Below are 24,988 nucleotides of genomic sequence, written 5' to 3'. Positions count from 1 at the left end.
ATACGGAATCTCATACCGTGCAGTTGTCCAGGCAAAAGCAGCCTGCAACTGTCGGTTCTCTCAACGAGCATGTGGATCTTTTGGACATTGCTGATCAACCTCTGGGGCAAGGCACGGCCGGCCCCCGGGACGAGTCATGTCTCGAAGAAACCACCCACCTCCCTAGCACGCGCGTCGGCTTCTTTTGTACCCCGTCTGCATGCGCGTCCTCTCCCGCTCGTCCCCCGGCCTGTACCTCCGCTACTGACTTGAGATCAGGCCAGTAGCGCCGTCCTGTACCGCCCCAGATTCCTCATCCGTTTCAACTCGTTCGTCTGGCATCACGGCTCCTGTTGAGCCTGTCTTTGATTACCAGTCAAAGGTGCGTTGGTCTATGACCAACGTGCCTCATAAAACGAATAAAGGAAACGCATCATGAAACGGATGCTGATTAACGCGACGCAGTCCGAAGAACGCCGCCTGGCCATTGTGGACGGCCAGAAGCTGCTGGACTACGAGATCGAGATCGAAGGTCGCGAACAACGCAAGGGCAATATCTACAAGGCCGTCGTGACCCGCGTCGAGCCATCTCTAGAAGCCTGCTTTGTGGACTACGGCGAAGACCGCCACGGCTTCCTGCCCTTCAAGGAAATCTCCAAGCAATACTTTGCCGAAGGCGTCTCGCCCAGCCAGGCCCGCATCAACGACGTGATCCGCGAAGGTCAGGAGCTGATCGTCCAGGTCGAGAAGGAAGAGCGCGGCAACAAGGGTGCAGCCCTGACCACCTTCATCTCGCTGGCCGGCCGCTATGTGGTGCTGATGCCCAACAACCCCCGTGGCGGTGGCGTTTCGCGCCGCATCGAGGGCGAGGACCGCGCCGAGCTCAAGGAGGCCATGGACCAGCTCGAGTACCCCAAGGGCATGTCCATCATTGCACGCACTGCCGGCATCGGCCGCTCGGCCCCCGAGCTGCAGTGGGACCTGAACTACCTGCTCAAGCTGTGGAGCGCCATCGACGGCGCCGCCAAGGCCTCCAAGGGCGCCTTCCTGATCTATCAGGAATCCAGCCTGGTGATCCGCGCCATCCGCGACTATTTCAACAATGACATCGGCGACATCCTGATCGACACCGATGACATCTACGAACAGGCCCAGCAGTTCATGGCACATGTGATGCCCGAGCACGCTGCCCGCGTCAAGCGCTACCGCGACGACGCCCCCCTGTTCTCGCGCTTCCAGATCGAGCACCAGATCGAGTCCGCCTATTCGCGCACCGTGACCCTGCCCTCGGGCGGCGCCATCGTGATCGACCACACCGAAGCCCTGGTCTCCGTGGACGTGAACTCGGCCCGCGCCATCAAGGGCGGCGATATCGAGGAAACCGCGACCCGCACCAACCTCGAGGCAGCCGACGAAGTGGCGCGCCAGATGCGCCTGCGCGACCTGGGCGGCCTGATCGTGATCGACTTCATCGACATGGAAGAGGCCAAGAACCGCCGCGAAGTGGAAAACCGCCTGCGCGATGCCCTGCGCCAGGACCGCGCCCGCGTGCAGTTCGGCACCATCAGCAAGTTCGGCCTGATGGAAATGAGCCGCCAGCGCCTCAAGCCCGCCTTGTCCGAAGGCGCCCACATCAACTGCCCACGCTGCGGCGGCTCCGGCCATATCCGCGACACGGAAAGCTCTGCGCTGCAGATTCTGCGCATCATCCAGGAAGAGTCCATGAAGGACAACACGGCCGCCGTGCACTGCCAGGTGCCCGTGGAAGTGGCCTCCTTCCTGCTCAACGAGAAGCGCAGCGAAATCACCAAGATCGAGCTCAAGCAGCGCGTCAACGTGATCATGGTGCCCAACAAGTCCATGGACACGCCGCACTACAAGCTCGAGCGCCTCAAGCACGACGACTCGCGCCTGGAATCCATGGAAGCCAGCTACAAGCTGGCCGACGAGCCCGAAGAGGTGACCACCGTCACCCGCCGCTCGCAGGAACCCACCAACAAGCAGACTCCCGTCATCAAGGGGGTGCTGCCCGATGCTCCCGCGCCGATTGCCGAGCCTCGCCCTCCCCGCCAGCCTCGCGCTGCCGCCGCGACGCCCGCTCCCGTAGCGGCCCGCCCCGTGGTGCGCGAGCAAGGCTTCTTTGCCTGGCTCAAGAATCTGTTCGGCTTTGGCGCACCGGCTCCCGTGGCAGCACCCGCTCCCGCGGCGGAGCCTGCAGCTCCTGCCGCCCGTGAAGGCAGCCGCGACGGCCGCCGAGGCGAAGGCCGTGGCGGTGACCGCAACCGCCGTGGCGGCGACCGCAACGAACGTGGCGACCGCAACAGCGCCGAGCGCACTGGTGCCGAACGTGGAGACCGCAACAACCGCCGCAATGCCCAGGGCCGTGACGAGCAGCAACGCAACGAGCGTCCCGAGCAGCAACAGCGCCAGGACCGCCCCGAGCGCGGCAACCGCCGCGGTGGCGAACGCAACGAGCGCCGCGACGACCGCCAGCCCCAGGTGGCAGAAGCCGCGCTGAATGGCGAAGAGTTCAATACTCAGGCTGCAACCCCCAAGCCCGAGCGCAACCGCCAGGAACGCGGTGAACGTTCGGAACGCAATGAGCGCGGCGAACGCGGTGAAGGCCGCCGCGAGCGCCAGAATCGCAACGCCGATGCCCAGCCTGCCATGCAGGCCGTGGCCGACGAAGCGGCGCTGAACACCGCCCAAGTCGAGGGTTCTGACGCTCAGGTGCAGGATGGCGCACAAGGCGGCGAGGCTCGCGAGCCCCGTCAGCGCCGTTCGCGCGACCGCTATGGCCGTGACCGCCGCGACCGTGCACCGCGTGACGCTCAGGCAGAAGGCCAGGCTGCCGAGCAGACAGCCGAAGCCCAGGCCCCGGTCGAAGTGCCTGCCGCAGACGCTGGCGAGCAGCCGGCACGCCGCAGCTACTTTGATGCTGTTGCACCTCAGGCTCAGGCAGAACAAGCGCCTGTTGCTGCAGAAGTGCAGGCACCCGTGGTTGCAGAAGAAGCCGCGGTGGCTGTCGCTCCTGCGGCAGAGCCCGCCCAGCCCGTGCAGGCAGAGCCTGCCGCAGCCGCAGTCGAGCCTGTGGCTGAGACCGCAGCGCCTGCCCCCGCAGTCGCAGCGCCCAAGGCACAGAGCTATGCGCTGCCGATTGCAGAGCTGCAGGCCCTGGCAGCCGCATCGGGTCTGGAATGGATCAACTCCGATGCCGAAAAGATCGCCGCCGTCCAGGCTGCGATTGCCGCCGAGCCCAAGCCCGTGCGCATTCCTCGCGAACGCCCGCCCGTGGTGGTACTCGACGAAGGCCCGCTGATTCTGGTCGAGACCCGCAAGGATCTGAGCCTGATGCAGCTGCCGTTCGAGAAGGAAGAACAGGCTGCAGGCGCCAACGCCTAAGCAGACTGCCTTCCGGCATCACAGGGCCAAGGGGACTGTCCACTTCCGTGGATGGGGCCTTGGCCCTTTTTCATGCGCCCTTTCTTTGATTGAGTGAACGTCAAGCCATGTTGTTTCTGATCTCTCCGGCCAAATCGCTGGACTATGAAAGCCCTATTTCCGCCGAGCTGCCACACACGCTGCCGGTATTCAAAAAGCAGCCCCTGGAACTGATCGAAGTGCTGCGCGAGAAGTCGCCCCAGCAGATTTCCGAGCTCATGAGCATCAGCGACAAGCTGGCCGCGCTCAATGTCGGCCGCTACGAAGCATTCAGTGCCAGGTTCACCGCCAAGAACTCGCGCCAGGCCGTGCTGGCCTTCAATGGCGATGTCTACGAAGGTCTGAATGCGGCCAGCCTCAAGCCCCGGGAGCTGGACTGGGCCCAGGAGCATGTCGTGATCCTGAGCGGCCTCTATGGCGTGCTGCGCCCACTGGACCTGCTGCAGCCTTATCGCCTGGAGATGGGCACCCGGCTGGAAAACGCCAAGGGCAGCAACCTCTATCAGTTCTGGGGAACCCAGATTGCCGACTATCTGAACGAGCGAGGTGACGCCCAGGCCGAGCGCATTGTCGTCAACCTGGCGTCTCAGGAATATTTCAAGGCCGTGGATCTCAAGACGCTCAAGGCCCCCGTGGTCGAATGCGTTTTCGAGGACTTCAAGGGTGGCAAGTACAAGATCATCAGCTTCCATGCCAAGCGCGCGCGCGGGCTGATGGTGCGCTGGGCCGTACAGCACAAGGCCAGAAAGGTGGCCGACCTGCGCAAGTTCGATCTGGAAGGCTATGCGCTGGCCGAGCAGGCCAGCACGCCCGGCAAGCTGGTGTTCCGCCGCAAGCTGCAAGACTGACGCCGCGCATTGAAATCGGCATCAGTGCACACTAGCATTGTCGACATGAGCACCTCCACCCAAGACGAGTTCGTCACACCTCCCGGCCTGACACCCGAGCTGATGCAATGGGTGCGCACGCAAAGCGCCTCCGGCGTGCCGCTGCCATCGCTGCTGCAATCCATGCGCAAGGCGGGCTGGGCCGAGCATCTGGCACGCCGGGCACTGGCCCTGCCCGAAGAAGGCGAGCTGCCCCAGGCGTTCGCGGCAGCCAGGCCCGAGGCAGGGGTGAGCGTGCAGATTCACGAGTCCGGCGTGCCCGAGCCCGATCTGCACACCGATCCCTGTTGCATCAACACCGGCGATCGCGAGGTCCATGTGCTGATGAATATGCGTCACCCCAGGGTCGTGGTGTTCGGCAACCTGCTCTCCGACGAGGAGTGCGATGCCATCATCGCCGCCGCCGGCCCGCGCATGCAGCGCTCGCTGACCGTGGACAACCAGAGCGGTGGCGAGGCCGTCAACGACGACCGCACCAGCAATGGCATGTTCTTCCAGCGCGGAGAAAACGAGCTCATCGGCCGTGTGGAGCAGCGCATTGCCAGGCTGCTGAACTGGCCGCTGGAAAATGGCGAAGGCATGCAGGTGCTGCACTACCGCCCAGGGGCCGAATACAAGCCGCATTACGATTACTTCGCCCCCAACGAGCCCGGCACGCCGACCATACTCAAGCGTGGCGGCCAGCGCGTGGGAACCCTGGTCATGTATCTCAACGAGCCCGCGCGCGGCGGCGCAACCACCTTTCCCGATGTAGGGCTGCAGGTCGTACCGCGCCGTGGCAATGCCGTATTCTTCAGCTACAACCGGCCCGACCCGGCGACCAAGACCCTGCACGGCGGCGCTCCCGTGCTGGAAGGCGAAAAATGGATTGCCACCAAGTGGCTACGCGAACGAGAGTTCAAGTAAAAACAGGCTCTAGCCCTTACCTATAAAGCGCCGGCAGCTATCTTTTTTCTGCTGGCCATTTTGTTTTTGAATCATGCACACCCCTGAACAATCGCAGCTGGGCAAAAGCTCGGCCTATGTGGACCAGTACGACGCGTCCCTGCTCTTTCCCCTGCCACGCCTGACCAAGCGCGAGGAAATCGGCGCCGCCATCAACCCGCCGTTCTTTGGCGCCGATCTGTGGACCTCATTCGAAGTTTCATGGCTCAATCTGCGCGGCAAGCCCCAGGTGGCACTGGCGCATTTCACCATCCCCTGCGAAACGCCCAACCTGATCGAAAGCAAGTCCTTCAAGCTGTATCTGAACAGCTTCAACAACACCCGCTTTGCCGATGCCAGCGAGGTGCTGGCGCGCCTGCGCACCGATCTGTCCGAAGCCACTTGGCGCGGCAGCGAGGCCCAGGGCAGCGTGGGCGTGCGTCTGCTGGAAGCGGAGCAGTTCGATGCCCAGCAAGTGCATGAGCTGGACGGTCTGCTGCTGGACCGCCTCGATGTGGAGTGCACCCGGTACACGCCGGCTCCCGAGCTGCTGCGTGCCAACCACGACGAAGCCCCCGTCAGCGAGACCCTGGTCAGCAATCTGCTCAAGAGCAACTGCCTGGTCACCGGCCAGCCCGACTGGGGCAGCGTGCAGATTCAATACAGCGGTGCGCAGATCGAGCAGGAAGGTCTGCTGCAGTACCTGGTGAGCTTTCGCAACCACAACGAATTCCATGAGCAATGCGTGGAGCGCATCTTCATGGACATCTGGACCCGCTGCAAACCCATCAAGCTGGCCGTCTACGCCCGCTACACGCGCCGCGGCGGCCTGGACATCAACCCTTTCCGCACCAGCCACCCGGGCGCCCTGCCCGCCAATGTGCGCACGGCACGCCAGTAACACCGACACGACCCAATCAGGGGCCGCCCCGTCGCAAGGCTGCCATCCCCTCAGCGAGAAGCCGCAAAGCGGCTCAGGGGATCAATTCTTCCAAGGGCAGTCATCCTGCCCCAGCAAAGCCTCTGCATAGCGCAGATCCTGAATGCGCAGCCACAGCCCGTTCATGCCCTGGCGCAGAGGCTCGACGGCAGCACGCTGCCAGGTCTGCGCCACCACCAGCTGACGCGCCGCTGCGGGCTCCGACGGGGGCTTGTGAACCGCGCTGGCCTCGCCCTGCAGCGCCACTTCGTCAGGCAAGGGCAGATCCTGCCAATGCAGGCCCTGGGCATCCCAACCCTGCAGCACCGGCATGCGCGCCTTGAGCGTCAGCGTGCGCACTTCCTTTTCCACGGGGTTGAGCCAGTGCAGCTGCCATTGACCCAGCTCGCCGTAGCGTGTTTCCACCGGCTCCAGCAAGGCCCAGCCTTCGCCTGAAGGATGGGGACAGGCGCAGGGCCCGACACCGCAGAACGCCAGACCGCTGCGCGTCATGATCACGCCGTCCTTGCGAGGTTCATCATGCTGCCAATAGTGGTTGACGCGCTCGTTCACGCCGCCCCACCACCAGACGGTGTCGCCGCGCACATCGTCGCGCCAGACATAGTCGCCGTCGGAGCAGGGATGCTGGATCTGCCCGACCTCGCGCCAGCGCGGCAGCAACTGCCAGCGCCCTTGCGCATCGGGCGCCAGTTCACGCTCGGAGTAAAGCGGGCGCCAGTCGGGTCTTGCCAGATGGCTGGCCGATACGGACTGCAAAGGCCAGCGCCAGGATGCGGTCGAGGGGTCCCAGTCCTTGTCCGCCAGACTGGCCGTCAGCGCCAGCACGCGCAGGCGAGCGGCCATGCCGCCCTTAACCGACGGCACAGCGGCCAGCCGCACCACGGGCCAGGGCAGGTCCACGCTTTGCAGGCGCTCCCCGTCCCAGACCTGCAGGCTGCCGCTGCCACCGCGAATCGGTGCACGGCCGTGCGGCATGAGAATCGCCCAGCGCCCCTGCACGATCACATGTTCCAGCGCCCAGATGCCGGGCAAATGACGTTCACCCCATTGCAGGTTGTAGGCCGCCGTTTCGCCCAGCTCCTCCCGGGCGGGCTTGGACAGGGTCCAGATCAGGCGCTGCCCCTTGAGGGGCTCGCTCTGCGCGCGCCACAGCGCGGGCTGCGCCGGATCACGCAGCCAGTCGAAGCACAAGGGAAGCGAGGGTTTGAGGATGGGCAGGCCATCTCGCTGATGGGCAGCGCAGACATCCACCTCGCTCATGGCGCAGCTGATGCTGGTGCCATCGTGCAGGCGCTCGGTCTCGGGCATATCGAGCTGCACTCTCTGCAGCAGCAGTTCATTGAGCCAGCTCAGCGGCAAAACCGCTGGCGCTTGCGACTCGCTCGGCGGCTCAAGATCCGGCAGGCCCAGGGCCCAGGGCTTGCGATCCTCGGGCATCAGCTGCGGCCATTGCTGCCAGCCTCTCTCCATGGTCCAGACGGCCAGCCGCAGGCTGGCCTGGCTGGCATCGCCCTGGGTAGGGTAGGCATAGAGCGCAAAGGCCTGGGCATCGGCACGCCAGACCATGCTGTGGCTCTCGTCCAGCACCCAGGGCTGGGCGGCCTCACCCAGCATCAGCTGCCAGTGCGGATTCTGCAGCGGAGCCATGGGGTAGCGCAGCTTGCGCAGCGAAGCCGGCCAGTGGCGCTGCAGCAGCACCGGCGGCACCGGGGTGGGCTGAGCCGGTTGAGGCAGAGTCGGCATGGGCCGGGCGACTTCGGCCGGCAGGCAGTCTGCCGGCACCCAGAGATCCACCACCTGCAGCAGGGGCTGCGGCTGCGCAGCCATATGCTCGCCCAGCCAGGCCTCGAAGCTGGCATCGGACATGATCACATGCGCATCGTCGGCAATGCCGCTTTCGTTGATGCTCTCGCCACTCCAGCGCGGCATGCGCCAGTGGATGGCATCCAGCAGCTCGCCTTCCGGCTTGCTGATCACCCAGCTGCGACGTGATTTGCGGTCGACCAGATGGGCGGCCTCGCTGTCATAAAAGCCCGTGCGCAGCCAGCGCCCGTCATAGGAGGTGTGCATGTCCATCTCCCAGACATGGGGCAGGTAGACGCCGTCCGCACACAGCACATCACCATAGATGGGGCCGCCCATGCCACGCTCGCCCTGGGGGCGAAAATTCACATCCCTGCTGGCCTCTGATGCCGTATCCGCCTGCGCCGCAAGCTCTTGATCGGAGAGTGTCCGCGCCGCAACATCCGACGCCGCTCCGGCCTGGGCCACGGACGGCTCGGCCTCCTGCCCAGCAGTTGCAGACGACGCGGGTCTGGCGTCAGCGCGCAAACGCGATATCAGCCAGATCAGCAAACACAGGGCCAGCGCCGCAATGGCGATCAGGGTCAGCACAACACTCATGGCGCAATCCTACCGAAAGCCGATGTGAAAAAGGCAGCTCCACGGCTGCCTTTTCAGAGCAAGACCACAAAAGCCTAGAGATGGAACACGTCCACCGAACGCTCCAGCGTCCTGGCACTCAGGCGCAGCGATTGCGCTGCGCTGGTCGACTGCTCCACCAGCGCCGCATTCTGCTGGGTCACTGAGTCGAGTTGGGCCACGGCCTCGTTGACCTGGGAGATGCCTATCGACTGCTCACGCGTGGCAATGCTGATCTGGTGCACCAGGGAGCCGACCTTGTCCACGGCCTGCACCATGCCGTCTATGGTCTGGCCCGCGGCACGCATGCGCGCATTTCCGTCATTGATGCCATCGACCGTGCGGTTGATGAGCACGCTGATCTCCTTGGCCGCTTCGGCGCTGCGCTGGGCCAGTGCTCGCACCTCGCCTGCCACCACGGCAAAGCCGCGACCCTGCTCGCCGGCCCGCGCCGCTTCCACGGCCGCGTTCAGCGCCAGCAGATTGGTCTGGAAGGCAATGCTCTCGATCACGCCAATGATCTCGCTCATGCGGGTGGAGGAGCCGCGGATATGCTCCATGGCCAGTCCCACTTCGCTGATGGCCGCGCCGCTGCGGCTGGCCACCTTGCTGCTCTCGTCGCTGGCACCGGCCATGAACTGTGCCGTGTCGGCCGTCTGCGACACAGTGCCCGAAATTTCCTCCATCGAGGCCGCCGTCTGCTGCAGGCTGGTGGCCTGCGACTCGGTACGCCCTGCCAGATCGAAACTGCTCTGGGCGATTTCATGGGCAGTCTGGGCAAAGCCCTGCACCTCGGTACGCACATCGCCCACCACGGCGCGCAGATTGATCTGAATCTGCTGCAGCCTCAGCATCAGCGCCCCCACGGCACCGCTGTAGCTCTGGCTGCATTCGGTACTCAGATTGCAGGCGGCCACATCGGCTGCAAAGCGGCTGGCTTCCTCCAGTCCCGCCACGCAGCGCCGTTGAAAGCGCCACAGCACGAATGCGCCGCCTGCCACCAGGCTTGCAGCACGCCAGCCCCAGGCAGTTGCACCCTGCCAACCCAGCATATCGGGCAGCATGGCGATCAAGGCCATAATGGCCAGCAACCAGGCCATGCGCGCCACCAGGCCCACATCCTTGCGACCATCCCACCAGCCCATCAGCCCCAGACGGCGCACCGCGCCCGCGCGCAGGCGGAAGCTGGCCTGTGCCTGCTTTTCCTCGTTGCGCATGCGCGCGTACAGCGCTTCGGCTTCGGCCACTTCGGCGGCCGAAGGCTTGGTGCGCACCGACAGATAGCCGCTTGGCTTGCCGCCTTCCATGATGGGCGTGACATTGGCGCGCACCCAGTAGTGGTCGCCGTTCTTGCGGCGGTTCTTGACCAGTGCCGTCCAGGGATATCCATGGGCAATGGTGCGCCACATATCCTTGAAGGCAGCGGCCGGCATGTCGGGGTGGCGAATCAGATTGTGCGGCTGGCCGATCAGCTCTTCGTAGGCATAGCCGCTGACGCGCACAAAGGCCGGGTTGCAATGCGTGATCTCGCCCTTGGTGTTGGTGCTGGAGACCAGCAGCTCGTCACCTGGAAAGTCGTAGTTTTGTTGAGATACCGGCAGGTTCAGGCGCATGCTTTGCACTCCTCCAATAAGCCTGTTTAGTTTTTGTTCGAGAGTGAGCGATCAGGCATCCCGTCGACAGCTGGTTAACCAGATACACAAATTCACACTTGGATCATCGCACAGTGATGATTCCCGAGCCCCCAGGCTCAGAACAGAGATGCGGTATAGGGATCCGAATGCTTGACCGAGGTCAAACCATGAGGTCTGAGCAGCAGTTCGCGAGCCGCAGGATCGTGGGCGCTGGCCTGCCAGAGCTGCTCGGCAATCAGGCCCGAGACCTTGACCCCCAGCAGCCTGATGCGCTTGCCAAGCGGCACGCGCTTGAGGCATTGGCCCGCGGCCAGGCGGATGGCCGCCGCATCCTGTATCGGCAGGTTCAGGGTCTGGTCCCGCGTGGCAATCCTGAAATCGTCATAGCGCAGCTTGATGCCCACGGTGCGCCCCACATAGCCCTTGCGCTGCAGATCCTCGGCCAGACGCTCGCACAGGTCCGTGAAGATCGCGCCCAGTTCGACCTTGTCGCGCACGGCATGCAGATCGCGCTCGAAGGTGGTCTCGCGACTCATGGACACCGGCTCGCTCTCGGTCACCACGGCGCGTTCGTCCCGCCCCCATGCCGACTCGTGCAGCCAGTGGCCATAGCTTTTGCCAAACCAGTGCAGCAGCTGCGGCAGGCTTTGCGCGGCCAGGTCGCCAATGGTTTCTATGCCCAGGCTCTTGAGCTTGGCATCGGCCTTGGGTCCTATGCCGTTGACCTTGCGGCAGGCCAGCGGCCAGATCCGGCTTTGCAGATCTTCGGGCTGGACGATGGAGATGCCGTTGGGCTTGTTGAACTCGCTGGCCATCTTGGCCAGCAGCTTGTTGGGCGCCACGCCGACCGAGCAGGTCAGGCCCGTGGCGTCGAAGATGGATTTCTGGATCAGCCGGGCCAGCACGCGTCCGCCTTCGCGCTGGCCGCCGGGCACGTCGGTGAAGTCGATGTAGACCTCGTCCACGCCGCGGTTCTCCATCAGCGGAGCAATCGACACGATGATCTCTTTGAAGGCCCGGGAAAAGCGCCTGTACTCGGTAAAGTCCACGGGCAGAAGAATCGCCTGCGGGCACAGCTTGGCGGCCTTCATCATGCCCATGGCCGAGCCCACGCCGAACTGCCGCGCCGGATAGGTGGCCGTGGTGATCACGCCGCGCCCCGTGTAATCGCGCAGCAGCGGAAAGTCCGCCACCGGGATCTCGGACAACGGCCGCCCCGCATGGCGCGCCAGCAGCTCCTCGTCAAAGCTGCGCCGCCCGCCACCGATCACCACCGGCAGCCCCTTGAGCTGCGGGTAGCGCAGCAGCTCCACGGAGGCGTAGAACGCATCCATGTCCAGATGCGCGATGCGCCTGGGCCGGGAATCGGGGCTGGTGGGAAGATCGCTCACAGTGCCGATTTTGCCTGCGCTGGCAAGAGACGGCAGCCATGCATTAAACAAGCACACACGCACCTGAAAACAGCAAGCAGCGGCATGACCTCATGCCCTGCATCCTTCCCCCCTCCCGCACAGAGAAGAGGAAGACTCAAACCGCCTCAGGACGAAACCTTGCCCTGCTTGATGTCTTCGAGCTCGTCAAAGCGCATATCGGCATAGCTGACCCAGGTCTTGCGCTTGACCAGCCAGTAACCCAGCCAGAACAGCAGGAACAGCGGAATGCCCAGATAGGTCGAGACCACGCCGCCCCAATCGATGCGATCTTCCAGGAAGGCCTGGTAGTTCTGGCCCAGCGTCACCACCAGACACAGCACAAAGGCAAAGATGGGACCGAAGGGGAAGGCGCCGGCCTTGTAGGGCAGCAGGCCCACATCGTGGCCGTGCATGACATAGCCGCGACGGAAGCGGTAGTGGCTGACGGCAATGCCCAGCCAGACGATGAACTCCGTCATGCCGGCCAGATTCAGCAGCCAGATATAGACGGCCTGCGGGCTGTAGAGCGAGGAAAACAGACACAGGCTGGCGACCAGCGTGCTGCCGATCAAGGCCACCAGCGGCACGCCGTTCTGGGTCAGCCGGGAGAAGATGCGCGGCGCATTGCCCTCGGTCGCCATGTTGTAGAGCATGCGCGTGGCCGCATACATGCCGGAGTTGCCGGCCGACAGCACCGAGGTCAGGATCACCGCATTCATCACCGTGGCCGCCGACAGCAGGCCCGCGTGCTGGAACACCAGCGTGAACGGGCTCACGGCGATATCCGCCACATCGGTACGCAGCAGCTGCGGATCGGTATAGGGAATCAGAAAGCCGATGACGACAATGGCCAGCACATAGAACAGCAGGATGCGCCAGAACACCTGACGAATCGCACGCGGCACGTTCTCGCGCGGATTCTCGGATTCGCCTGCCGCAACGCCCACCAGCTCCGTGCCCTGGAAGGAATAGGCCACGATCATGGCCACGCCCACAAAGGTCGCGAAATTGCCGACGAATGGCGCATCGCCCGTGGTCCAGTTCTCGAAGCCGGGTACATGGCCGTTGCTGATGATGCCGAACAGAATCAGCACGCCGGTGATCAGAAAGGCCACCACGGCCAGCACCTTGATCAGCGCGAACCAGTACTCGGCCTCGGCAAAGCCGCGCGCGGAAAACGCGTTCAGCCCCACCATCAGCAGCAGGAACAGGCCGCTCCAGATGATGCCTGGCACATCGGGAAACCAGTAGGCCATGACCAGTTGCGAGGCCACCAGGTCCACCGCCACCACCACAGCCCAACTGAACCAGAAGTTCCAGCCCAGCGCAAAGCCGAAGCCTCGATCCACATAGCGCGAGGCATAGGTAGAGAAAGAGCCGGCCACAGGCATGAAGGCGGCCAGCTCGCCCAGGCTGGTCATGATGTAGTACACCATGATGCCGATGAGCAGATAGGTGAGCACGGCACCACCAGGGCCGATCTGGGCGATGGCCGAGCCGGAGGCCACGAACAGGCCCGTTCCGATGGCGCCGCCAATGGCAATCATGCTCAGGTGGCGCTGCTTGAGCACCCGGTGCAAGCGGGGCTGGTTATCGTCACCATCACCAGTCGGCGCGAGCTGCTGGCTTGAGTTGGGTTGGGACATAAATGTCTTGTTGTAATGGTTTGCGCCCATCCGGACAAAACACCCAACCATCCCGCAGGCGCTGCGGCAGGCAACGCAAAAAGGCGACCATGACGGTCGCGGGCAACAAGGACAAAGGAACGAAGCCATGACAGCAGAACGCCATGGCGGATAGGCCAGTTGCATCCTGAATCGGCAGCCACCCCAGTCGGGCGCTTCAATGGCAAAGCGGTGATATCGCCGGGCCCATTGACAGGCAAAGACGATATTTTGCCCAAATCCACCGCCGACCATGACCCGCCATGCCAATGCAGGGGCTGACTCTGGGGCTGCTCGGTGGCACTTGACAGCGTCTATCGCTATGAATTTAGAAGCACACTGCGCTTTAATAAATTCATTTTCATAGACAAACAATCAATATTTCATTGAAGGATAAGCGGCAAGCGCTATCAAATAGCGTGAACCCGACATGAGCAGCCATGGCTGGGCCCTGGCGCAGAAGTCTAGAAAACCCGTATATCCAGGCACCGCCGTTCTTCCTACATTTGCCCACAGGCTCTCAGCCCGGTGATGCCGAGAGAGACTGCAGCGCAAACTTGGCGTATGCAGCGCCGAAGGAGCAACCGCCCCGGAAACTCTCAGGCCAAAGGATCGGCATCGCTTTCACACACTCTGAAGAATGTCCGGACGTCATCGTCCGCCGGGCATACCGAAGGAGCAAGCGAGCAGCGCCGCAAGGCCCTGCCTCGTGAATCTCTCAGGTCCAGAACAGAGGGGGCGTCCGCTGCGCATGTTGCGCACGGGCTCCACCCTTGACGTTTCTGGAATCTGAATCATGAAGACAATCGCCGTCATCGGCGGTGGCATCACGGGCGTGACCACCGCCTACGCCCTCGCACGCCGCGGATTTTCCGTCACCCTGTTCGAGAAGCAGCGCTATGCCGCCATGGAAACCTCGTTCGCCAATGGCGGCCAGCTCTCGGCCTCGAACGCCGAGGTCTGGACCCATTGGTCCACCATCGTCAAGGGCCTCAAGTGGATGCTCAAGAGCGATGCTCCGCTGCTGCTCAATCCCAGGCCCAGCTGGCACAAGATTTCCTGGTTCTGCCAGTTTCTCGCTGCCATCCCCCATTACGAGAAAAACACCGTGGAAACCGCCAGGCTGGCGATTGCGGCACGCGAGCACCTGTTTGACTGGGCGTCCAGCGAAGGCATTGACTTCGATCTGAAACAAAAAGGCATCTTGCATATCTACCGCGACCGAGCAGGCTTTGAACATGCGGGCAAGGTTTCCCAGTTGCTGGCCAAAGGCGGCCTGGAGCGCCGCGCCGTGACACCGCAGGAGATGCGCTCCATAGAGCCGACCCTGTCCGGAACCTTCTATGGCGGCTACTTCACCGAGAGCGACTCCACGGGCGACATCCACAAGTTCACCAGCGGCCTGGCTGCCGCCTGCGAACGACTGGGCGTGCAATGCCGCTACGGCCAGGAAATCATGTCGGTGAACAGCAACGGCAAGCAGGCCAGCGTGACCGTGCGCCAGGGCCTGGAAACCGAGACCTCGACTTTCGACGCCATGGTGGTCTGCGCAGGCACGGCCAGCCGCGCCCTGGCTGCCCAGCTCGGCGACAGCGTCAACATCTATCCGGTCAAGGGCTATTCCATCACGGTCAATCTGCCGGACGAAGCCAGCCGCGCCGCAGCCCCTGTGGTGAGTCTGCTGGACGACGAGACCAAGCTGGTCACCAGCCGCCTCGGCGACGATCGCTTCCGAGTTGCCGGTACGGCGGAGTTCAACGGCTTCAACAAGGACATCCGCGCCGACCGCATCCGCCCACTCATCGAATGGGTGCAGCAATGCTTCCCGGGCGTCAGCACGCGCAGCGTCGTGCCTTGGGCGGGCCTGCGCCCCATGATGCCGGACATGCTGCCGCGCGTGGGCCCTGGCAACAAGCCCTGCGTGTTCTACAACACCGGCCACGGCCATCTGGGCTGGACCTTGTCGGCCGTCACCGCCGACATGGTCGGCGACCTCGTGCTGCAGTCCATGGGCAGCGCCAGCAGACAGCCCCGACCGGCCACGCTGAGCACCGCCAGCGCCTGACCACGACCTGAAAACCTCATCAACAAGCCAGACACGGTAGCCGCAGCGCCCCGTGAGGGGCAGCTGTTGCCGTGTGAATGGCAAAACGGAGACATACAACATGAGTCGAAATCATCCAAGCGCAGCCGGGGAGTCGCTGCAGCAGACAGGGGAGCTGGAGCGCGGCCTCAAGGACCGGCACATCCAGCTGATCGCCCTGGGCGGCGCCATTGGCGTGGGCCTGTTCCTGGGCTCGGCCAAGGCAATCCACAAGGCTGGTCCGCTGCTGCTGGTCAGCTACGCCATCGCGGGGCTGGCCATCTTCTTCATCATGCGGGCACTGGGCGAGTTGCTGGTGCACCGCCCGGTGGCCGGCTCTTTTGCCACCTATGCCGAAACCTATGTCAGCCCCTGGGCCGGATTCGTCACCGGCTGGACCTACTGGTTCACCTGGGTGGTGACGGGCATGGCGGAGCTCACTGCCATAGGCATCTACACCCATTACTGGTTTCCCGCCATTCCGCAATGGGTTCCGGCGCTCGCCACCCTGGCCGTGCTGCTGGGCGTGAATCTGATCGCGGTCAAGGTCTTCGGCGAGCTGGAATTCTGGTTCGCGCTGATCAAGGTCGTGACCATTGTTGCCACGCTGGTGCTGGGTGTGGCCATCATCACCACGGGCTGGGGACCGCTGGGCCAGACGGCAAGCTTCACCAACCTATGGTCGCATGGAGGCTTTGCACCCGTGGGCATGGTGGGCGTGGTCTTCACCTTGCAGATAGCCTGCTTTGCCTATACCGGCGTGGAATTGATAGGCGTGACAGCCGGTGAAGCCGAGTCGCCCGAGAAAGTGCTGCCCCGTGCCACCAACAGCATCGTCTACCGCATTCTGATCTTCTATATCGGCGCCCTGATCGTCATCATGTCGCTGGTGCCCTGGAACGAACTCAGCCCCGACATGAGCCCCTTCGTCCATGTCTTCGACAAGCTGGGCATTCCCGCCGCTGCCGGCATCATCAACTTCGTGGTCATCACCGCCGCAGCCTCTTCGTGCAACAGCGGCATCTTCAGCACGGGCCGCATGCTCTATACGCTGGCGCAATTCAAACAGGCGCCCGCCCGCCTGGGCCGGGTCAATGCGCGCCATGTGCCTGCGGCCGGCATTGTGCTGTCGGCGGCATTCATGCTGCTTGGCGTGGTGCTGAACTATCTGGTGCCCGAGGAAGCCTTCATCTACGTGACCAGCATTGCCACCATAGGCGCCGTCTGGACCTGGGGCATCATCGTCTTCTCCCATCTGCGCTATCGCCGCGCCGTCAGGCTGGATCATGCCGCAGCCGTGGCCTACCGCATGCCCGGCGCGCCGTTCACCAACTGGTTTGTGCTGGCCTTTCTGGCCGTGGTGCTGGTCTGCCTGTCGCTGGATGCCAGCACCCGCGTGGCGCTATATATCGCGCCCCTGTGGTTTGCGCTGCTGACGATCGGCTACCGGCTCTACGCGGTCAAGCCCGAGCAGCGCCAAAGCCTGGCGCAAGCGCAACAGCAAGCCGCCTGAGGCGCAGCACAGCCGCGCTGTCGATGCCCTGGCTGTAGCCGGCTGAGACCGCGACAGCCGCAGCGGCACGCTATTGATTCAGAAGCTTCTTGCGCTTTTTCATAGTTCATTTCAAAGACTTTTAGTTTTGAAAACGAACACTGGCAAGCGTGGGAAGCTCTTGAAATCAGAGCTGCAGACAGATCAGCACCAGGCCCAGCATCATCAGCGCCATGCCCAGCTTTTCTGTCAATGAGAGCTTCTCGCTGAACACCTTGCGCGAGACGATATAGCTGAACACCACCTCCACCATGCCCAGGGTGCGCACGGCGGCTGCCCCCTGCATGGCATAGGCGGTGAACCAGGCCAGCGAGGCCGCAGCGCCCATGCTGCCGGCCAGCAGCGAGATGCGCCAGGCCTTGAAGATGGGGCGCAGACCCTGTTCATGGGTTCTGGCAATCCAGGCGCTCATGACGACGGACTGCATGGTCTGCGCGATCAGCACGCCCCAGGCCCCCGACAACCAGGGCGAGCTCACACCCAGTGTCGCGATCTCGACCGCGCCACCGCGAAAGCCCACCGTGGCCAGCGCAAAACAGGCGCCGCAGATCAGCCCGTAGACCGAGGATTTGCTGGTCCAGGCCGAGAGCGTGAACAACTGCCCGCGCGGCGGCAGCGACAGCATCAGCACGCCCACGGTGGCAAGCACCATGGCCAGCAGCGCCAGCCGGCTCGGCAGCTCATGCAGGAACATGGCGGCAAACAAGGCCACTTGCAGCACCTCGGTCTTGGACAGCGTGACCGCCACGGCAAAGTTGCGTTCCTTCATGGCCATGAGCAAGGCAGCCGTGGCCGCAACCTGAAAGAAGGCACCAAGCGCGATCCAGCCCAGATACGCGGCACTGAACTTCGGCAGCACCTGGGACGGATCGCCCAGACCATACAGCGCCAGCAGATAGATGGCGGCAAACGGCAGGCCGTAGAGAAAGCGCACCAGCGTGGCTTGCAGGGTGCCGACCTGCGCCGTCAGCGAGCGCTGGGCCGTATTGCGCACCGTCTGCGCCGCCGCCGCAAACAGCACCACTCCCACCCACAAATATTCCATTCCTATGCCCGGCATGAGACGCTTTCTTTTCTGTTAGCGCGCCAGCATAGCGCCGGCTGCCGGACGGTGCTGACGCGATTCGTGCAGTCCACCCGCTCAAGCCAAGGTGACGTGAAGCACGAACGGCTTCCGTTCTGATGGCGAAGTCTCCACCCCGGCAAAATAACCTCAAATCCAGACCATTGCTGCGTCTTTAGCTACAATTTCAGCTGGGTGCCCGCCGCACGAGGTGGCGATGGCAGGTGAATGTTCATGCGCAGGTCGGGCCGCCAGCGCACCAGTCGTTTGCAGTGCAGACGGCACCAGCAGGCATTGCCTCAGGTGCCGCACGCCTTCAGCGTACGACTTCAGACACCTACCGACACATGGACCCACAAACACTTGTGCAGGCCCCTGCGCCTTTTGCATCCCAAAATTCACCCCGTGTTTCCGCACTGCAATCCGCGACCGAGCGCGTGCAGGCACAAATCTCGCACCTGCTGCATATCGAATCCTTTGCCGGCATGGTGCTCATGCTGGCCGCTGCGGCAGCCCTGATCTGGGCCAACTCCGCTGCGGCGCAAAGCTACTTTGCACTGTGGCATGCCCCCGTCGCGCTGACGCTTGGTCCATGGAGCTTCAGCACCGATCTGCATTTCATCGTCAACGATGTGCTGATGACAGTGTTCTTTCTGGTCGTGGGCATGGAGATCCGGCGCGAGCTGCACAACGGCGCGCTGGCCAGCCTGCGCCAGGCCAGTCTGCCGCTGATCGCTGCCATCGGCGGCGTGGCCGTGCCCGCGCTCATCTACGTGGCCCTGGCGGGCAACGACAGGACGCTGCTCAACGGCTGGGCAATTCCGACGGCGACCGACATCGCGTTTGCCGTGGGCGTGCTGGCCTTGCTGGGCCGTAATATCCCGGGTGCACTGCGTATCTTCCTGCTGGCCCTGGCCATCATCGACGACATCGTGGCCGTGCTCATCATCGCCTTCTTCTACTCGGGCGGCCTGCAGGCCATGGGCTTTGTGGTTGCCGCAGCCGGCGTGCTGCTGGTGCTGCTGTTCAACCGCATGGGCATTGCCGCCGCGCCCCTGTATGTGCTGCCCGGAGCCATTCTCTGGTTCGGCCTGCTCAAGACCGGCGCTCATCCCACTCTGGCAGGTGTGGTGCTGGGTCTGATGACGCCTGTATTTGTACGCCCCGCTTCCATGCCGCTGCTGATCACGGCACAGACGGCCATGCGCAAGGCCGGCGAGCAGATGCTGAGCGGCCGGCCCGATCCGCAGCACCTGCTGCAGGAGTTGCGCACTGCCCAGCTCGCACAGCGCGACCTGCTGCCGCCTGCTCTGCGCCTGCCCATGATTCTTCATCCCTGGGTGGCTTTTTGCATCATGCCCATCTTTGCGCTGGCCAATGCCGGCGTGCAGTTCTCGGGCATAGACCTGAGCGCAGCCGCACCGCAGACCACGGCCATGGCCGTGCTGGTGGCCCTGGTGCTGGGCAAGCCCCTGGGGGTCTTCATCTGCACCTGGCTGGCCGTCAAGAGCGGGCTGTGCAGCCTGCCCGAGGGCCTGAACTGGCGCGGTGTGCTGCTGGTGGGCCTGCTGGCCGGCATAGGCTTCACCATGTCCATCTTTGTCGGCGGTCTGGCCTTTGCGGATGCGAGCCTGCTGGGCGCGGCCAAGCTGGGCATTCTGGCCGGCTCGGCCATGGCAGCCTTGCTGGGGCTTGGTTATGGATTTGCCATGCGCAAGCGTTTCGAGCAGCCCTGAACGCCACGACACACCGCCGGAAAATAAAAAAGGTCAGTCCTGCAAAGGACTGACCTTTTTTCATGCCGCAGAACAATCAGCTCTGCTCGAAAGGTTTCGGGTAAGTGCCGGGCAACAGAATTTCTTTGCCGACCTGGTTGATATTGGTGTGCCCGCAGAAGGCCATGGTGGTGTCCAGCTCCTTGTGGATGATCTGCAGCGCCTTGCTCACGCCGGCCTGGCCATAAGCGCCCAGACCGTAGAGGAAGCTGCGACCTATCATCGTGCCTTGCGCACCCAGTGCGCGGGCCTTGAGCACGTCCTGACCGCTGCGAATGCCGCCATCCATCCAGACTTCGATGTCCTTGCCCGCAGCCTCTGCAATCGATGGCAAGGCTGCAATCGAAGAAGGCGCACCATCGAGCTGACGGCCGCCATGGTTGCTGACCACCAGCGCATCAGCACCGCTTTGTGCAGCCAGACGCGCATCTTCGGCATCCATCACGCCCTTGAGAATGATCTTGCCGCCCCAGAGCTTCTTGATCCATTCCACATCGCTCCAGTTCAGTGACGGATCGAACTGATCTGCCGTCCAGGACGACAGCGAGGACACATCGCCCACACCATCCACATGGCCGACGATATTGCCGAAGCTGCGGCGCTTGGTACCCAGCATTCCCAGGCACCAGTGCGGCTTGGTCGCCAGATTGATGAGGTTTGCCAGCGTAGGCTTGGGCGGGGTGGACAGGCCGTTCTTGATGTCCTTGTGGCGCTGCCCAAGGATCTGCAGGTCCAGCGTCACCACCAGCGCCGAGCAGTTGGCCGCCTTGGCGCGATTGATCAGGCGCTCCATGAAGGCCTTGTCACGCATCACATAGAGCTGGAACCAGAACGGATGGCGATCGGTGTGCTCGGCTATGTCCTCCAGCGAGCAGATGCTCATGGTGGACAGCGTGAACGGCACGCCAAAGGCCTTGGCGGCCTTGGCTCCAAGAATCTCGCCATCGGCATGCTGCATGCCGGTCAGGCCCGTGGGCGCAATCGCCACCGGCATGGCGACCTCCTCGCCGATCATAGTGGTGCGCGTGCTGCGCCCTTCCATGTTCACGGCCACACGCTGACGCAACTTGATTGACTGGAACTCGTCTTCGTTGGCCCGATACGTGCCTTGGGTGTAAGAGCCCGAATCGGCGTAGTCATAAAACATGCGCGGCACACGACGCTTGGCCACCACACGCAGGTCTTCGATACAGGTGATTTTGGAAAGATCGCTCACGACTTCTAGCCTTGTAATTGGAGTTGAACCCGATGGTAGCCCTCATCGCCGTCATCGGCAGTTCACTATGGTTTGAAGTGATTTATGCCAGTTTTGAAATTTTCTTCAGCGAGGGAAAATCAAGGGCTAATGCTAGGTATGCAAGCCTATTCGCACAGCCACCATCCTTGTCACCACAACAAACAGGAGACAACAGAGATGGTTTGGCAACAGGTCTATGACCCTCTATCGAATATGTGGCTATCCACATTGCTGGCGGCCATTCCGGTCGTGGTGATGCTGGTGGGCCTTGGTTTTCTGCACATGAAGGCCCACCTGGCCGCAGGAGCAGGCCTGATTGCAGCGCTGCTGATTGCAGTCTTTGTCTACAACATGCCCGGCGAAATGGCGGGGCGCGCAGCCTTGTTCGGCGGCTTCACCGGCCTGCTGCCCATTGGCTGGATTGTGCTGAACATCATCTTCCTGCATCAGCTGACCGAGCAGAACGGCAGCTTCAAGGTGCTGCAGGACTCACTTTCCGGGATCACCGAAGACCGCCGCATCCAGTTGCTGCTGATTGCCTTTTCTTTCGGTGCCTTTTTCGAGGGCGCTGCCGGCTTCGGGACCCCCGTGGCCGTGACGGCAGCCATCCTGATCGGCCTGGGCTTTTCTCCACTGGCGGCATCCGGTCTGTCGCTGATCGCCAATACCGCACCCGTGGCCTTTGGCGCCCTGGGCACGCCCGTCATCACGCTGGCCAAGGTCCATGGCTACGATCTGATGGAAGTGACCGCCATGATCGGCCGCCAGCTGCCTTTCTTCTCGGTGCTGGTGCCGTTCTGGCTGATCTGGGCCTTTGCCGGTCGCAAGGGCATGATGGAGATCTGGCCCGCGATTCTGGTCACCGGCCTGTCGTTTGCCATTCCCCAGTATCTGGTCTCCAACTTCATCGGCCCAGAGCTGGTGGACATCATCGCGGCCATTGTTTCCATGGCCAGCCTGATCCTGTTCCTGCGCGTCTGGCAGCCCAAGAAAATCTGGACCTCGGCCTCGCTGCGCGGCAAGGATATCAGCGCCTCCGAAGTCAAGCCGCCACAGCCCGTGGCCAAGCACAGCAAGAGCGCGCTGATCGCCGCCTGGACACCCTGGATCATTCTCTCGGTGTTTGTGTTCATCTGGGGCCTGCCGCCGGTCAAGGCCTGGCTCAACAGCCTGTTTGCCCCCGCCTTCCCCATGACGGGCCTGCACAATCTGATCGAGAAAATGCCGCCCGTGGTGCCCCAGCCGACCAAAGAGGGTGCGGTCTACACGCTGAACCTGCTGTCTGCCACCGGAACCGCCATTCTGTTCTCGGCCATCGTCAGCGCCTTCGTCATGAAGTACAACCCGGTGACCATAGTGCGCACCTTCTTCAAGACCACCTGGCTGGTGCGCTACTCGCTGCTGACCATCGTGCTGATGCTGGCCCTGGGCACGCTGACACGCTACTCGGGCACAGACACCACCCTGGGTCTGGCCTTTGCCAACACCGGTGTGCTCTACCCCTTCTTCGGCACGCTGATGGGCTGGCTGGGCGTGGCGCTCACAGGCTCGGACACGGCGTCCAACGTGCTGTTCGGCGGCATGCAGAAGGTCGCCGCCGACCAACTGGGCCTGTCCCCCAACCTCATGGGCGCCGCCAACAGCTCGGGCGGCGTGATGGGCAAGATGATCGATGCGCAATCCATTGTCGTGGCTTCGACCGCCACACGCTGGTTCAACCGCGAAGGCGACATCCTGCGTTACGTATTCTTCCACTCCATCGCCCTGGCCTGCCTGATGGGCCTGTTCGTCACCATGCAGGCCTATGTCTGGCCGTTCAAGCTGATGGTGAACTGAGCCCCCGAGCCGCTTTGCGGCTTGCCCTGACGGGACACCCTAAAGGGCCACACTGGCCCTTGCTCGGCATCTCTGGCCTGGGCCGCGGCAGTTTTCCACCGCGCATGTCCCTTTTCTCAACCCACCAGGTGGGCACACCAGCAGCCGCAGCGCCTTCGGGCCTGCGGCTTTTTTGCGCCGTTTGCAGGGGATCAGCGTAGTACCAATCTGCAAATTGGTATTACCAATCAATTATTAAAAACAAGGGAAAACCACTAATTCATGACCAAAACCCCATTTCTATAATCCATCCAACCCGAAATCGCCACAAATTGGTCATACCAATTTAGCAAGCGAAGCCGAACAAGACTGCATGACAGCGTCCGGCGCAGGGCGGCATGGTTGTTTAAAGAATTGACGGGGAAGCTTCTGGACGCTCAGGAGGGTTGCCCTCCCCGCATAAATCCAGGAGATCAAGGCAATGCAAGAAATCTGGTCGCAGAACTACGACCCCGCAGGCAATGTGTGGGTGTCGGCGCTGGTGGCGCTGATACCCATCATCTTTTTCTTTCTCGCACTGACCAAGCTGCGCCTCAAGGGCTATGTGGCGGGCACCATCACGGTGGCGCTGTCCCTGGCCGTGGCGCTGCTCTTCTACCGCATGCCCGTGGCCAATGCGCTGGCAGCAGGCGTCTACGGCTTCTTCTACGGCCTGTGGCCGATTGCCTGGATCATTGTCGCGGCAGTCTTTCTCTACAAGGTCTCGGTCAAGACCGGACAGTTCGACATCATCCGCTCGTCGATTCTCTCGGTCACAGAAGACCAGCGCCTGCAGCTCATCCTGGTGGGCTTTTGCTTCGGTGCCTTCCTTGAGGGAGCCGCCGGCTTCGGCGCCCCCGTGGCCATCACGGCGGCGCTGCTGGTGGGCCTGGGTTTCAGGCCTCTGTATGCAGCCGGCCTGTGCCTGATCGGCAATACCGCCCCCGTGGCCTTCGGCGCCATGGGCATTCCCGTCATCGTGGCCGGTCAGGTCTCGGGCGTCGATGTCATGGCCATCAGCCAGATGGCCGGCCGCCAGCTGCCGTTCATGACCATCATCGTGCTGTTCTGGCTCATGGCCATCATGGACGGCTGGCGCGGCGTGAAGGAAACCTGGCCTGCGGTGCTGGTGGGCGGCGGCAGCTTTGCACTCGGACAGTTTCTGACGGCCAACTACATCGGCCCCGAACTGCCGGACATCACCTCGGCCATCTTCGCCCTGGTGACACTGACCACTTTCCTCAAGTTCTGGCAGCCCAAGCGCATCTTCCGCTTCGACACCGAGCCGGGCGCAGCAAAGATCCAGACGACGGCCCCTGCCAAACTGACGACCGGCATGGTGATCAAGGCCTGGTCGCCCTTCATCATCCTCACGGCCATGGTGACCATCTGGAGCCTCAAGCCCTTCAAGGCGCTGTTCGCCTCGGGCGGTGCACTGTCCGGCACGGTCTTCAGCATTCCCGTGCCCATGCTGCACAATCTGGTGCAGAAAATGGCTCCCGTCGTCGCCGCGCCCACGCCCTATGGTGCGGTCTATTCCTTCAACTGGCTGTCGGCCACTGGAACCGCGATCCTGATCGCCGCCGTGCTCGCCATTCTTTTGCTGCGCCTCAAGCCAGCCGTGGCAGTCCAGACCCTGGGCGAGACCTTCAAGGAACTGGCCCTGCCCATCTACTCCATCGGCATGGTGCTGGCCTTTGCCTTCATCGCCAACTACTCCGGCCTATCCACCACGCTGGCCATGGCCCTGGCCCATACGGGCAAGGCCTTTGCGTTCTTCTCGCCCTTCCTGGGCTGGGTCGGCGTGTTCCTCACGGGATCCGACACCTCGGCCAATGCGCTGTTCGGCGCCCTGCAGGCCACGACGGCAGCGCAGCTGGGGCTGCCCGAGGTTCTGGCCGTGACGGCCAACACCACCGGCGGTGTGACCGGCAAGATGATCTCGCCCCAGTCCATCGCCATTGCCTGCGCAGCCGTGGGCCTGGCCGGCAAGGAATCGGACCTGTTCCGCTTCACCGTCAAGCACAGTCTGGCCTTCCTGGTGCTGATCGGCATCATCTGCACGCTGCAGGCTTATGTGTTTCCGTGGATGATTCCCACCACCTGAAACTCCTGCCCGACC

At 63.1% G+C, this 24,988-nt stretch carries 15 protein-coding genes and 1 riboswitch; of the genes, 9 read left to right on the top strand and 6 right to left on the bottom strand.

Going from position 1 to position 24,988, the window contains the following annotated elements; translation table 11 throughout:
* Positions 1–414: 414 nt before the first annotated feature.
* From AAIL66_RS01000 to queF, 4 genes are all read left to right on the top strand, one after another.
* Complete coding sequence (locus AAIL66_RS01000; protein WP_343495812.1) at positions 415–3,381, top strand: Rne/Rng family ribonuclease; 2,967 nt, start codon at positions 415–417, stop codon at positions 3,379–3,381.
* Positions 3,382–3,488: 107 nt separating this feature from the next.
* A complete protein-coding gene (gene yaaA / locus AAIL66_RS00995; RefSeq protein ID WP_343495811.1) occupies positions 3,489–4,268 on the top strand; it encodes a peroxide stress protein YaaA in 780 nt (259 codons plus the stop codon).
* Positions 4,269–4,313: 45 nt separating this feature from the next.
* Positions 4,314–5,213, top strand: a complete 900-nt coding sequence (locus AAIL66_RS00990; protein ID WP_343495810.1) for a 2OG-Fe(II) oxygenase — start codon at positions 4,314–4,316, stop codon at positions 5,211–5,213.
* Between the two features lie 73 nt (positions 5,214–5,286).
* Positions 5,287–6,132, top strand: a complete 846-nt coding sequence (queF, locus tag AAIL66_RS00985; RefSeq protein ID WP_343495809.1) for an NADPH-dependent 7-cyano-7-deazaguanine reductase QueF — start codon at positions 5,287–5,289, stop codon at positions 6,130–6,132.
* An 81-nt stretch (positions 6,133–6,213) separates the two neighbouring features.
* On the opposite strand, the gene AAIL66_RS00980 is transcribed toward queF, so the two are convergent.
* The 4 genes from AAIL66_RS00980 to AAIL66_RS00965 all read right to left on the bottom strand — a co-directional run bounded on the left by AAIL66_RS00980 (position 6,214) and on the right by AAIL66_RS00965 (position 13,284).
* Positions 6,214–8,574 carry a hypothetical protein gene (locus tag AAIL66_RS00980; RefSeq protein WP_343495808.1) on the bottom strand — a complete coding sequence of 787 codons (2,361 nt, stop codon included), beginning with the start codon at positions 8,572–8,574 and terminating at the stop codon, positions 6,214–6,216.
* Between the two features lie 74 nt (positions 8,575–8,648).
* Positions 8,649–10,205 carry a PAS domain-containing methyl-accepting chemotaxis protein gene (locus AAIL66_RS00975; protein ID WP_034353311.1) on the bottom strand — a complete coding sequence of 519 codons (1,557 nt, stop codon included), beginning with the start codon at positions 10,203–10,205 and terminating at the stop codon, positions 8,649–8,651.
* 137 nt (positions 10,206–10,342) lie between these two features.
* Positions 10,343–11,560: a DNA polymerase IV gene (gene dinB / locus AAIL66_RS00970; protein ID WP_343495899.1), complete on the bottom strand. Its 1,218-nt coding sequence runs from the start codon at positions 11,558–11,560 to the stop codon at positions 10,343–10,345.
* A gap of 203 nt (positions 11,561–11,763) precedes the next feature.
* Positions 11,764–13,284 carry an amino acid permease gene (locus AAIL66_RS00965; RefSeq protein ID WP_034378665.1) on the bottom strand — a complete coding sequence of 507 codons (1,521 nt, stop codon included), beginning with the start codon at positions 13,282–13,284 and terminating at the stop codon, positions 11,764–11,766.
* A 543-nt stretch (positions 13,285–13,827) separates the two neighbouring features.
* A riboswitch (glycine riboswitch) is annotated at positions 13,828–13,927 on the top strand.
* A 171-nt stretch (positions 13,928–14,098) separates the two neighbouring features.
* Here AAIL66_RS00965 and AAIL66_RS00960 point away from each other — a divergent pair.
* Positions 14,099–15,367 (top strand): D-amino acid dehydrogenase, encoded by a 1,269-nt coding sequence (locus tag AAIL66_RS00960; RefSeq protein WP_343495807.1) that lies wholly within the window; start codon positions 14,099–14,101, stop codon positions 15,365–15,367.
* A gap of 100 nt (positions 15,368–15,467) precedes the next feature.
* Positions 15,468–16,898, top strand: a complete 1,431-nt coding sequence (locus AAIL66_RS00955; RefSeq protein WP_343495806.1) for an amino acid permease — start codon at positions 15,468–15,470, stop codon at positions 16,896–16,898.
* A 166-nt stretch (positions 16,899–17,064) separates the two neighbouring features.
* Here AAIL66_RS00955 and AAIL66_RS00950 read toward each other — a convergent pair whose 3' ends face one another.
* Positions 17,065–17,997 (bottom strand): DMT family transporter, encoded by a 933-nt coding sequence (locus tag AAIL66_RS00950; RefSeq protein ID WP_343495805.1) that lies wholly within the window; start codon positions 17,995–17,997, stop codon positions 17,065–17,067.
* Positions 17,998–18,347: 350 nt separating this feature from the next.
* On the opposite strand from AAIL66_RS00950, the gene nhaA reads away from it, so the two are divergent.
* The gene (gene nhaA, locus AAIL66_RS00945; RefSeq protein ID WP_343495804.1) at positions 18,348–19,736 is read left to right on the top strand and encodes a Na+/H+ antiporter NhaA; all 1,389 of its coding nucleotides are present in this window, start codon (positions 18,348–18,350) and stop codon (positions 19,734–19,736) included.
* 76 nt (positions 19,737–19,812) lie between these two features.
* On the opposite strand, the gene AAIL66_RS00940 is transcribed toward nhaA, so the two are convergent.
* Positions 19,813–20,991: an alpha-hydroxy acid oxidase gene (locus AAIL66_RS00940; protein WP_003067744.1), complete on the bottom strand. Its 1,179-nt coding sequence runs from the start codon at positions 20,989–20,991 to the stop codon at positions 19,813–19,815.
* A gap of 198 nt (positions 20,992–21,189) precedes the next feature.
* Between AAIL66_RS00940 and AAIL66_RS00935 the strand changes: the two genes are divergently transcribed.
* Positions 21,190–22,848: an L-lactate permease gene (locus tag AAIL66_RS00935; RefSeq protein ID WP_003067746.1), complete on the top strand. Its 1,659-nt coding sequence runs from the start codon at positions 21,190–21,192 to the stop codon at positions 22,846–22,848.
* Between the two features lie 460 nt (positions 22,849–23,308).
* The gene (gene lldP / locus AAIL66_RS00930) at positions 23,309–24,973 is read left to right on the top strand and encodes an L-lactate permease (RefSeq protein WP_003067748.1); all 1,665 of its coding nucleotides are present in this window, start codon (positions 23,309–23,311) and stop codon (positions 24,971–24,973) included.
* The last annotated feature ends 15 nt before the right edge of the window (positions 24,974–24,988 follow it).

It is taken from the genome of Comamonas sp. F1-6, assembly GCF_039581415.1.
GTDB classification, from domain to species: domain Bacteria; phylum Pseudomonadota; class Gammaproteobacteria; order Burkholderiales; family Burkholderiaceae_C; genus Comamonas; species Comamonas thiooxydans.
This window is presented reverse-complemented; position numbering and strand designations above follow the sequence as displayed.

Coding starts and splice junctions, on each gene's coding strand:
- AAIL66_RS00975 (WP_034353311.1), bottom strand. CDS start 10,205: ATGCGCCTGAACCTGCCGGTATCTCAACAAAACTACGACTTTCCAGGT.
- dinB (WP_343495899.1), bottom strand. CDS start 11,560: ATGGATGCGTTCTACGCCTCCGTGGAGCTGCTGCGCTACCCGCAGCTC.
- AAIL66_RS00965 (WP_034378665.1), bottom strand. CDS start 13,284: ATGTCCCAACCCAACTCAAGCCAGCAGCTCGCGCCGACTGGTGATGGT.
- AAIL66_RS00935 (WP_003067746.1), top strand. CDS start 21,190: ATGGTTTGGCAACAGGTCTATGACCCTCTATCGAATATGTGGCTATCC.
- nhaA (WP_343495804.1), top strand. CDS start 18,348: ATGGACCCACAAACACTTGTGCAGGCCCCTGCGCCTTTTGCATCCCAA.
- AAIL66_RS01000 (WP_343495812.1), top strand. CDS start 415: ATGAAACGGATGCTGATTAACGCGACGCAGTCCGAAGAACGCCGCCTG.
- lldP (WP_003067748.1), top strand. CDS start 23,309: ATGCAAGAAATCTGGTCGCAGAACTACGACCCCGCAGGCAATGTGTGG.
- AAIL66_RS00980 (WP_343495808.1), bottom strand. CDS start 8,574: ATGAGTGTTGTGCTGACCCTGATCGCCATTGCGGCGCTGGCCCTGTGT.
- yaaA (WP_343495811.1), top strand. CDS start 3,489: ATGTTGTTTCTGATCTCTCCGGCCAAATCGCTGGACTATGAAAGCCCT.
- queF (WP_343495809.1), top strand. CDS start 5,287: ATGCACACCCCTGAACAATCGCAGCTGGGCAAAAGCTCGGCCTATGTG.
- AAIL66_RS00950 (WP_343495805.1), bottom strand. CDS start 17,997: ATGCCGGGCATAGGAATGGAATATTTGTGGGTGGGAGTGGTGCTGTTT.
- AAIL66_RS00955 (WP_343495806.1), top strand. CDS start 15,468: ATGAGTCGAAATCATCCAAGCGCAGCCGGGGAGTCGCTGCAGCAGACA.
- AAIL66_RS00990 (WP_343495810.1), top strand. CDS start 4,314: ATGAGCACCTCCACCCAAGACGAGTTCGTCACACCTCCCGGCCTGACA.
- AAIL66_RS00960 (WP_343495807.1), top strand. CDS start 14,099: ATGAAGACAATCGCCGTCATCGGCGGTGGCATCACGGGCGTGACCACC.